This is a genomic window from Sphaerisporangium aureirubrum (genome assembly GCF_042658925.1).
Lineage (GTDB): Bacteria > Actinomycetota > Actinomycetes > Streptosporangiales > Streptosporangiaceae > Sphaerisporangium > Sphaerisporangium aureirubrum.
Window position 1 is genome coordinate 1 of sequence record NZ_JBHSRF010000143.1, and the last position, 10,438, is coordinate 10,438.

9 protein-coding genes are annotated in these 10,438 nt (G+C 73.0%); 3 read left to right on the plus strand and 6 right to left on the minus strand.

Going from position 1 to position 10,438, the window contains the following annotated elements; translation table 11 throughout:
* The first annotated feature begins 384 nt into the window (after positions 1–384).
* The gene (locus tag ACFP1K_RS40230; protein ID WP_449329182.1) at positions 385–1,419 is read left to right on the plus strand and encodes a methyltransferase; all 1,035 of its coding nucleotides are present in this window, start codon (positions 385–387) and stop codon (positions 1,417–1,419) included.
* A 156-nt stretch (positions 1,420–1,575) separates the two neighbouring features.
* Here the strand turns inward: ACFP1K_RS40230 and ACFP1K_RS40235 are convergent, their stop codons facing one another.
* The 4 genes from ACFP1K_RS40235 to ACFP1K_RS40250 form a co-directional block, all read right to left on the minus strand.
* Positions 1,576–1,779 (minus strand): hypothetical protein, encoded by a 204-nt coding sequence (locus ACFP1K_RS40235; protein ID WP_380763702.1) that lies wholly within the window; start codon positions 1,777–1,779, stop codon positions 1,576–1,578.
* Between the two features lie 192 nt (positions 1,780–1,971).
* Positions 1,972–2,817 carry a slipin family protein gene (locus tag ACFP1K_RS40240; RefSeq protein ID WP_380763704.1) on the minus strand — a complete coding sequence of 282 codons (846 nt, stop codon included), beginning with the start codon at positions 2,815–2,817 and terminating at the stop codon, positions 1,972–1,974.
* 290 nt (positions 2,818–3,107) lie between these two features.
* Positions 3,108–4,187 carry a hypothetical protein gene (locus ACFP1K_RS40245; protein ID WP_380763706.1) on the minus strand — a complete coding sequence of 360 codons (1,080 nt, stop codon included), beginning with the start codon at positions 4,185–4,187 and terminating at the stop codon, positions 3,108–3,110.
* Positions 4,184–4,522: a PadR family transcriptional regulator gene (locus tag ACFP1K_RS40250; RefSeq protein ID WP_380763708.1), complete on the minus strand. Its 339-nt coding sequence runs from the start codon at positions 4,520–4,522 to the stop codon at positions 4,184–4,186. Before ACFP1K_RS40250 ends, ACFP1K_RS40245 begins: the two co-directional genes overlap by 4 nt.
* A 124-nt stretch (positions 4,523–4,646) precedes the next feature.
* On the opposite strand from ACFP1K_RS40250, the gene ACFP1K_RS40255 reads away from it, so the two are divergent.
* On the plus strand, positions 4,647–5,414 hold the full coding sequence (locus ACFP1K_RS40255) for a TetR/AcrR family transcriptional regulator (RefSeq protein ID WP_380763710.1): 768 nt from the start codon (positions 4,647–4,649) through the stop codon (positions 5,412–5,414).
* Between the two features lie 61 nt (positions 5,415–5,475).
* On the opposite strand, the gene ACFP1K_RS40260 is transcribed toward ACFP1K_RS40255, so the two are convergent.
* Positions 5,476–5,805: a hypothetical protein gene (locus tag ACFP1K_RS40260; protein WP_380763712.1), complete on the minus strand. Its 330-nt coding sequence runs from the start codon at positions 5,803–5,805 to the stop codon at positions 5,476–5,478.
* Between the two features lie 1,870 nt (positions 5,806–7,675).
* Between ACFP1K_RS40260 and ACFP1K_RS40265 the strand changes: the two genes are divergently transcribed.
* On the plus strand, positions 7,676–8,254 hold the full coding sequence (locus tag ACFP1K_RS40265) for a TetR/AcrR family transcriptional regulator (RefSeq protein WP_380763714.1): 579 nt from the start codon (positions 7,676–7,678) through the stop codon (positions 8,252–8,254).
* A gap of 11 nt (positions 8,255–8,265) precedes the next feature.
* On the opposite strand, the gene ACFP1K_RS40270 is transcribed toward ACFP1K_RS40265, so the two are convergent.
* On the minus strand, positions 8,266–10,438 hold a 2,173-nt coding region (locus tag ACFP1K_RS40270; RefSeq protein ID WP_380763716.1), incomplete at its 5' end, for an ATP-binding protein.

Genomic DNA, 10,438 nt, shown 5'->3' on the forward strand with positions numbered 1-10,438 from the left:
GGGGTGATGGGGGTGATGGGGGTGATGGGGGTGATGGGGGTGATGGGCGGTGATGGGTGGTGATGGGTGGTGATGGGTGGTGATGGGTGGTGATGGTGGTGATGGGTGGTGATGGTGGTGATGGGTGGTGATGGTGGTGATGGGTGATGGTGGTGATGGGTGATGGTGGGGGGTGGTGAGCGGGACCACCCCCACCGGGGGTCCTGTCGTGGTGGGAAATCGGGTAGGGTAACCCCGCCCCAGCGAGACGCGCACCTAGGAGGTGAGACCCATTACCGCCAGATCAGGCCGGGTTCTCCCCCTCACGTCCGCGCCGCCGACCGGGCGGTAGGTGACCGAGGGAGCGCCCGAACGGCATCCCGAAAGGCACCAATGTCGGCTTCTGTGTCCTCCCCCTCGCCCGTCCCGTCCTCCCTGCCGCCGCCCGCCGTCGTCACCAGGCTCCGCGCCGCCGGCTGCGTCTTCGCCGAGGACGAGGCACGTCTGATCGTCGCCACCGCCCGCACCCCGTCCGACCTCGCCGCCATGGTGGATCGGCGCGTCGCGGGCCACCCCTTGGAGCACGTCCTCGGCTGGGCCGAGTTCTACGGCCTCCGTATCGGCGTGGACCCCGGCGTCTTCGTCCCCCGCCGCCGCACCGAGTTCCTGGTCCGCCAAGCTCTCGCCCTGGCCACCCCATCGCTCACCCCACAGCCCGGGACGGCCCCCACCCCGAGCGGCTCCGGTCCCGCCATACCGGGCACGACCTCGGGCACGACCTCGGGCACGACCTCGGGCACGACACCGGGCACGACACCGGGCACGACACCGGGCACGACACCGGGCACGACACCGGGCACGACACTCCCCCGGCCCGGGACGGCTCTCCCTCCGGGCGGCCCATGTCCCGCCGCGCCGACGGTGGTCGTCGACATGTGCTGTGGCACGGGGGCGGTGGGCGCCGCCGTGGCCGCAGGGCTGACCGGGGTGGCCGGGGTGGAACTGCACGCCGCGGATGTCGACGCCGCGGCGGTGCGCTGCGCCCGCCGCAACGTGGCCGTGCACGGAGGGCGGGTCCACCAGGGGGACCTCTACCGGGCGCTGCCGGACGCGCTGCGCGGGCGGGTGGACCTGCTGGTCGCCAGCGCGCCCTATGTGCCCACCGGGAAGATCGGGCTGCTGCCCGCAGAGGCCCGGGACCACGAGCCGATGGTCGCCCTGGACGGCGGCGCGGACGGCCTGGACGTGGTGCGGCGGGTCGCCGCCGAGGCGCCCGGGTGGCTGGCCCCGCACGGTCACCTGCTGCTGGAGACCAGCACCCGCCAGGCCCCGGGCCTGGCCCGCGCCCTCACCCGTGACGGCCTGCGCGCCCGCGCCGTCACCGACCCGGCCCTGGAGGCGGCCGTCGTCATCGCCACCCTCCCGTCCCCCGCGCCATGACGCCCGGCGGCGCGGGCCCTGCCGGCGGCATGGCCCGCGCGGCTAGACGCGACCGGACGGCGTGTACTCCGCCGCGTCAGAGGTGCCGGATCCGCATGATCATGACGATGACGACAGGGACCAGCCAGACCACGAGCGCGGGATAGAGGGCGTAACTCAAGGCGCCTCCCGGGCTGGCGGCCCTGTGCCGGCGACGACGCTCACCAAGAGCAGCGCGTACGCCAGGGCCGCCGCGGCGACCGTCCATCCCAGCCGGCGCGGGAAGGGGCGGTACCGCAGCGACGGCGGCGAGCATGACCGCCAGGGGACGTCGGCAAGGGCGAAGGTGGCGTTCATCATGGTCACCAGTCCGGCCGACATCTGTTCCCGCCCCAGCCGCGACGGCCACCAACCCGCTGGCCGCTCCCCCATCGTTCCCACGTCGTCTCGTTCGTGGCCCCCACCACCCGGTCGAAGGGACCACCGATGCACCATCGACGACCGCCCCGCGCGCCTGGCGAAGGGCCCCGATGCCAGAGGCCTTCGTCAGGAAGGCGAGCGGCCCATCTCCGGTCAGGCGATGTCCGCCACGCCGTTGCCTGCGGGAGCCGGGACCTGTACGGGCAGGTCCCTGGGGGGCGTGGGCTCGGCGGCGGCCTTCTCGCGGGCGAGGAAGGCGCCGAGTTCGGCGATGGTGGTCATCAGAGGGGCGGGGAAGACGACGGTGCTGTTCTTGTCCACGCCGATCTCCACCAGGCTCTGCAGGTTGCGCAGCTGCAGGGCCAGCGGGTGGGCCATCATGATGTCGGAGGCCTCGCCCAGCGCGGTGGCGGCCAGGTGCTCGCCCTCGGCGCTGATGATCTTGGCGCGCTTCTCCCGCTCGGCTTCCGCCTGCTTGGCCATGGCCCGTTTCATCGTGTCGGGCAGCTGGATGTCCTTCAGCTCCACCAGGGTCACCTCCACGCCCCATTCGACGGTGGTGACGTCGAGGATCTGGCGGATGTCGAGGTTGATGCGGTCGGTCTCCGACAGCGTCTCGTCCAGGGTGTGCTGGCCGACGACCTTGCGCAGGGTGGTCTGGGCGATCTGGTCGATGGCGGCGCGGACGTTCTCGATCGCCACGACGGACTTGGTCGCGTCGACCACCTTGTAGTAGGCCACGGCCGAGACGTCGACGCTGACGTTGTCGCGGGTGATGATGCCCTGCGACTGGATCGGCATCGTGACGATCCGCATCGAGACCCGCCGCATGACGTCGACGATGGGGATGATCAGCCGCAGACCTGGCTGGCGTACCCCCTGCACCCGGCCCAGCCGGAACAGCACGCCCTGCTCGTACTGCTTGACGATCCGCACCGCCAGCACGAATACCAGCAGCAGCACGGCCACGATGATCACTGCAATGGTCCAGCCGTTCATGGTCAGGCTCCGTTCGGGGCTCACGGCGCCGTGCCGCCGGCGCCGCCGTCGAGGGCGGCCCCGCCCGCCTCACCACTGGAGGCCGGCCGACCGGCGCCTTGAGGCGAGCCTTCTCCGGTCCGGGCCCGCGCGACAGAGTCGAAGGTCCCCGCTCCGCGCGGAGCCGACCGCGGCGGTGAATCACGGTACGCGGGCCCCATAACAGCTGTACCGCGCCCCTGCCCCGGCTGGGCGATCCACGCCCGCAGCCCGTTCCAGTTCGCAGACTGCCACGGACGCCCGACGGGTGCTCAGGGCCGGAAGACCTCCGCCTCCGGCCCCTGGACGGGCTCGCGGGCGGGCATCGCCCTGGCGGCCATCACCAGCATGGCCACCCCGCACAGCAGCAGGGCGCCCAGCTGGACGGTGTAGGTGACCCCCAGGACCGGCGGGCCGGACAGGTGGAGGAAGACCATGGACCGGGCCGCCGCCAGGGGGAGCGTCAGCAGGGCCAGCGCCAGGGGGAGCGCGGCGTCCCGCCCGCCGGGGGTGCGCGGCCGGGTCGCGGCGTACGCCGCGGCGGCCAGGAGGGCCAGCAGAGCGAGGCCGGGCTCGTCCATCCAGGGCCAGGCCCACGCGCCGGTGTCGTCCACGCTGGAATCGGTGACGACGCTCAGCGCGCTGAGCCCCGCGTACAGCGCCAGGCCGGCCGCGACCGGCAGGGCGGCCACCCAGGCGGGGCGGCGGGGCGGGCGGGCGTCGCGGTGGAATCCGGCGAACAGGGCGAGCACCGGCGGCCCGAACACCAGGATGTGCGTCGTGATGGTCTCGAAGGCGAAGGGGCCCAGCACGTACAGCAGCCGCAGCGTCGCGCCGCACACCGACAGCAGCGCCAGCACCGCGAGCACCTTGGCCGCCGCGGGCCGTCCCCGCGTCAGCGCCGCGAACGCCGCCAGGCCGAACAGGCAGGTGAAGCCCCACACGATGTCCAGCAGCCGCTCCGCCGAGCCCGCGTCCAGCGGCATCGTGGTGCCGAGGGCGCCGGGCACGTCGATCCCGAGCAGGTCGCGCAGGGCGTAGGTGTTGAGGAACCCGGCGAACCACAGGCAGCTCAGCGTCGCGTGGAAGAACAGCCCCAGCAGGGCCGCCAGGCGGACCGCCCGCCCCCAGGCGTGGTACCTCGGCACCGCCGGGGTACCCGCCAGGCGCACCCGCACCGACAGCGCCGCCACACTGGCGATCTCCGACCAGCGGGGACGGGGGTTGTCCCGGTCGGTCAGCCCGCCCGCGCCCTCCAGGAACGCCGCCACCATCTCCTCCTCGCGCCCGGCGCGGTAGGAGGCGGGCAGCAGCCGCAGCACGTGCCGGTAGCGGTCCTCCAGCAGGCTCATGCCGTCCCTCCCGCGTGCCTGGCGCGCAGCCGTTCCCTGGCCCCGGCCACGTTGGCGGCCAGCCGGGCGGCCTCGGCCTCCAAGGCTCCGGCCCCGGCGTCGGTGAGCCGGTAGTAGCGGCGCAGCCGCCCCTGCCACACCTCCTCGCGGTCCAGCACGACCAGCTCGTCCCCGGCGAGCCGGTCCAGCACGCCGTACAGAGTGCCCACCTTCAGCCGCACTCCGCCTCCCGACAGCCTGTCCACCTCGGCCACGATCCCGTACCCGTGCCGCGGCCGGTCGGCCAGCGCGGTCAGCACCAGGAACGCGGGCTCGGTCATCGCCCGTGCGCTCATGCCGCCACTATATATCGTTGAGCACGATATTGGGTTCCGCCTGGTGTCGCGGCGCGCCGCCCTCGCCCGGCCCCGTGACCGTCGCGACCTGCGGCGCGGGCGTGCGGCGATAGGATCGGCGGCGATGGCCATCGAGTACACCGGTGCGGGGGACCCCGCGCGCAGCCTCGCCCTGCTGTGGCGCACCCGCGAGAAGTCCGGCAGGAAGAGCAAGGGCCGGCCCGACCTCAGCGTCGACGCCATCGTGCGCGCCGCCATCGAGGTCGCCGACGCCGACGGCCTGTCCGCCCTGTCCATGCGCCGCGTCGCCGAGCACCTCGGCGTGGGCACCATGTCGCTGTACACCTACGTGCCCGGCAAGGCCGAGTTGCTGGACGTCATGCTGGACACCGTCATCGGCGAATCCGAGCGGCCGGCCGTCGAGGGCGGCTGGCGGGCCGCCCTGACGTCCATCGCCCGCCAGAAGTGGGCCCTCTACCAGCGGCACCCCTGGCTGCTGTACGTCGCCACCAGCCGCCCGCCGCTCGGGCCGGGCGTGAGCGGCGCCTACGAGTACGAGCTGGCCGCCGTCGACGGCATCGGCCTGACCGACCTGGAGATGGACTCGGTCGTCACCCTCATCGGCGGCTTCGTCCACGGCGCCGCCCGCGGGGCCGTGGAGGCCGCGCAGGCCGTCCAGCAGACCGGCATGACCGACGAGCAGTGGTGGCACGCCCACTCCCCCTACCTGGCCACCATCATGGACGCCTCCCGCTACCCCCTCGCCGCCCGCGTCGGCAGCGCCTCCGGTGAGGCCCACAACGCCGCCTTCGCCCCCGTGCACGCCTTCGACTTCGGCCTGGAACGCATCCTGGACGGCATCGAGACCCTGATCCGCTCCCGCACCGCCTAGCCGTCCGGAAACGGTGCCTGCCGCGTCCGGAGCGTTCCGGACGCGGCAAGCACCGCCGGCATCACATGCCCGGGTTGAGGATCTCGGTGAACGATCCACAGTTCCCCGGCCACGCCGGGTTGTTACCGACGCCGGGCTCCGGCTGAACGAGACACCCTGCCTGGAACACTCGCGTATTCGTGGACACGGTGACATTGAGCACGGAACTCAGGGCCGTCGGTGACGGAGCCAGCCCGACCGAGAGCACGCCCGCCGGGTAACCCGGCACCGAGGACAGCTGATGCGGAGTGTTCGGGGTGCGAGAGTCCCGGATATAGGTCACGCCCTGCTTGACGAACGCGACGAACTGCGGCGCGCTGACGGTCGTGAGAACCGTCGCATTGACATCCACAGGCGGCGCTGCGGGCCCGATGGGACCTACGGGTCCCACAGGTCCTGCGGGCCCGGTCAGACCGATGGGCCCCACCGGTCCTACCGGTCCTGCGGGTCCTGCTGGTCCTGCGGGTCCGTCGAGGCCGATCGGTCCAGCGGGCCCTGTCGGCCCTGCCGGCCCGGTGAGACCGATGGGTCCTGCCGGTCCTGCGGGTCCGTCAACACCGGTCGGTCCTGCCGGCCCGGTCAGACCGATGGGCCCTGCCGGTCCAGTGGGTCCTGCGGGTCCGTCGAGGCCGATCGGTCCAGCGGGTCCTGCCGGCCCGGTGAGACCAATGGGGCCTGCCGGTCCTGCGGGTCCGTTGACACCGGTCGGCCCAGCCGGCCCGGTCAGACCGATGGGCCCTGCCGGTCCAGTGGGTCCTGCGGGTCCGTCGAGGCCGATCGGTCCAGCGGGTCCTGCCGGTCCTGCCGGCCCGGTGAGACCGATGGGTCCTAGCGGTCCTGCGGGTCCGTCAACACCGGTCGGTCCAGCCGGCCCGGTCAGCCCGACGGGCCCTGCGGGTCCTGCCGGTCCTGCGGGTCCGTCGAGGCCGATCGGTCCAGCGGGTCCTGCCGGCCCGGTGAGACCAATGGGTCCTGCCGGTCCAGCCGGCCCCGTCAGACCGATAGGTCCTGCCTGTCCAGGGGGTCCGGCCGGTCCGGTGAGGCCGACCGGTCCCATCGACCCGTCCAGGCCGAATCCGGGGGGCCCGGGAGGCCCCATGGGTCCGGGGCGTCCTGGCGGTCCGGGCGGACCGGGAGGCCCGGCGCGGAGGAAGCACCTTCGAATGTCGGTGCAGCACTTGCCCCGACATTTGAAGAGCTTCCTCTTGAAGTCGAGGTAGAAGCTCCGCCATTCTTCGGCGTCACCGGGCGGGCCGCCGGACGCCGACGTGCGCGGGGAACCGGGGCCCCCCGCCGGAGTGCCGTCATAGGCCGATGCGGGGGACGACAGGACCAGGAACATTCCTGTCGTCATCGCGAACGTCCACTTCAACTGGCGTCTACGCGCGCGCGATCCGGGATTATTAAAGGTACAACGAGAAATCATCTTATCCCATATGTCGATTCATTTTTGGGGTGAATGTGGCAGCCTCTCCGCCATAGGGGCCGAGAGATCTTGAAAGTATCTTCCCTCCCAAGGGGCGGCGACGACATGCGACTCACAACAAGGCAAACAGGTTACATGGCACAGTAAACTCGATATCGAATGCGACGTTCGTTTAAACTGAATCGCATTCACGAGAGACATTCGCATTAAGGTGTCATTGAACCTTTTTCCTGCGCCCGGCACGCCGGGGATCACAGCCGGGCACCGCAACGGCGGAGCGAGAGCACTCCCGCCCTGGAGCCGTCATCGCCTCCCGCGCCCCCACCTGCGCACGACTGGAAGCACAACGCGTCACCACCGCCGTACGACGTCCTCGGCAAGGCCCGTGAAATCACTGGTGTTCGTCCCGGGTCATAAAAACGGCAATGCGCCACGCCGGCCGTACCGGGTACGTGTGGAGTCTCTTCGCGAGAAACGGTGACTTCGATTTAGACGTCACCTTCGTCACCGTGCACAACGGGCTGGAAGCCGATACCACCACGGGACCATGCGTCTACGGAGTGGTCAGCCCGATGGTGACCGGCCCGCGGGAAGCGGTATCTCTCCTGCCCTGATTTTCACGCTCCGGGTCTGCGACCTCCGGCACGATGTCAAAGGCGGCATTTGAGCGTCGCCGGATACCGGACGCGGCCCGTGTTGTGCTCTACTAAGCGGAGAGTTCTCCGCCGGAGGCGAACGCCACCGGAGAGGCCTCTGGTTCGGCAGGGCCGCCCCACCTTGCGGAGACGGAGACACCATGACCGAGCGGCCCGCCCCTCCGCGCTCCGTCGCCCGGCGGAACCATGACCGCATCCTGGAGGTCGCGCGCGAGGCCCTCACCGTTTCCGGTGACGCCTCCCTCAACTCGATCGCCAAGAAGGCCGGCGTCGGCCCCGCCACCCTCTACCGGCACTTCCCCACCCGCGAGGCGCTGGTGCTCGCCGTCTACTGCCACGACGTCCAGTCACTCGCCGACCTGGCCCCCGTCCTGCTCGCCGAGCACCCTCCGCTGGACGCGCTGCGGCTGTGGTTCGACCGCCTCGCCCACTACGGCCGCGTCAGGCACGGCCTGGCCGGGGTCCTGCGGGAAGCCGCCGGCGACGGCCCGGCCCGCGAGACCCACGGTCCTCTCATCGGTGCCCTCACCCTGCTGCTGGCCGCCTGCGAACAGGCCGGCGCCGTCCGTCCCGGCCTGGATCCCGACGACGTGTTGCTCCTCATGGGCTTCCTGTGGCGCATCACCCCCGACGGCGACCGGCGCGCCCGCGCCACCCGGCTGCTCGACGTCGTCATCGACGGCCTGCGCGCCGGCGCGCCCACGCCCCAGGAGCACTGAGCCGGGGCCGCTCAGGGGTCCGGCAGGAAAGCGGTGATCGGGGGGCGGCGCAGCGTGGAGCCGAGGTCGTACCGGGTCTTGTACTCGGCCTCACCCAGCCGGGCGGCGCAGCGGCGGGTCAGCGCGGCGACCTCCTGGTCGCCGGTGGGAACGCCGCGCAGGGTCGCGGCGGCGCCGAGGGCCAGGGCGGCGCGGGCCGGGTCGCCGTCGGACAGGCACCAGTGCGCGACTCCCTCCAGGACGGCGGCCCGTGCGGTGTCGTCCTCGCTGGCGTCGATCGCCTCCAGCGCCCCCCGGACGGCGGCCCGCGCCGCGCCCGGCTCCCCGGCCGCGACCTCCACCAGGGCCAGCTCGACGAACACGAACGCCACCAGCTGCGGCGGCACCACGATCCCCCGCATCCCGGCCACGGGCGTCCCGCCCCCGGCGCGCGAGTACTCGTCCGGGCCGCGTAGGTGCTCCTCCGGCGGGAGTGCGGCGGTGCGCAGGAGGTCCAGGGCGCGGGTCAGCCGGGTGCGGGCCTCCTGGTGGTCGCCGGTGCGGCGGGAGATCTCGCCGAGGGCGTGCCAGGTGCGGGCCAGGGCCAGCAGGTCGCCGCCGCGTTCGGCGGAGGCGCGGGCGCGCTCCAGGCCGGGGACGGCGCCGGACGGGTCGCCGGTTCGGGCCCGCAGCTGGCCGAGGCGTACCGGGAGCATCGAGGGACCGGGCAGGCCGTCGGTGCCGCCGATCTCCGCCGCGAGGGCCGCCGACTCCTCCAGCAGGGCCAGTGCCTCGGCGGGACGGCCCCGGTTCTCCATCACCAGCGACAGCCAGAACAGCGCGACGGCCGTCCCCCAGCGTTCGCCGAGCCCCCGGTACACCCCGAGCACCGTCCTCAGCCGTTCCTCCGCGCGGGGCGCGCCGCCGGGGGTGAGCTCGAACTCCACGATCGCCCCGACCAGGCCGGCCGTCGCGCGGGTCCAGGCGTCCGGGTGCTCGCCGAAACGCCGGACCGCCTGCTCGGCGCGGCTCCGCACGTCGCCCACGGCGGTGCCGTATCCGCCCATGATCGCCCACGAGCCCAGGGTGGCCGGGTGGCCGCGCTCCTGCACCACCTCGAGGGCCCGTGCCACGACCTGCTCCCGTGCCGTGTCCCCGGCCGTCTCGTGCGCCGAGAGCAGCAGGCACATCGCGTGCTCGGCCTCCAGTCCGGGCGGCGGGCACGTCCCGGCCGTCCGGACCGCCGCCGCCGCCCAGTGCGCGGCCTCACGGCGCCGACCCTGGATCACCCACCACCACAGCCGTGCCGCGACCAGCCGTAGCGCCGTCCGGGCCAGTCCCGCGGGCACGGCGAACTCCAGGGCCGCGTCCAGTTCTCCCCTGATCTCCTCCAGTACCGCCATCGCCTCGAGCTGCCGTTCCGTCCGCAGCCGGGGCTCCATTCGTTCGGCCACGCCGAGGAAGTACTCCGCGTGCGCCTGCCGCACCGCGTACTGCTCCCCCGCTTCTGCGAGCCTTTCCGCCGCGTAGTGCCGGACGCTCTCCAGCAGGCGGTACCTGACTTCCTCCCCGGTGGTGGCGGCGATGACCAGGGATTTGTCCACCAGGCAGGACAGGACCTCCAGGTCGGCGCCGCACACCTCGGCGGCGGCGTGGGCGGTGGCGCCGCCGGAGTAGGCGCCGCCGCCGGAGAAGACCGAGAGGCGGCGCAGGGCCACGCGCTCGGCGGGGGGCAGCAGGTCCCAGCTCCAGTCGATCACCGAGCGCAGGGTGCGGTGCCTGGGGTCGGCCGTGCGGCTGCCGCGGCCGAGGGCGGCGAAGCGGTCGCCGATGGCGGCGACCAGCTGCGCGGGGGTCAGGGACCGGAGCCGGGCGGCGGCCAGCTCGATGGCCAGCGGGATCCCGTCCAGCTCGCGGCACACCCGCACCACGTCCGCCACCGTGGAGCCGTCCACCGCGAACCCCGGCCGCACCGCGGCGGCCCGGGCCGCGAACAGCGCCACCGCCGGGTAGGTCAGCGCCTTCGCGGGCGAGCCCTCCCCCGCGCCGGGCACCGCCAGCGGCGGCACCGGATGCAGCACCTCCCCCGGCACACCGAGCGGCTCCCTGCTGGTGGCCAGCACCCGCACCCCCGGCGCGACCGGAAGCACCCGCTGCAACAACTCCGCGACCGCGTCCACCACATGCTCACAGTTGTCCAAAACC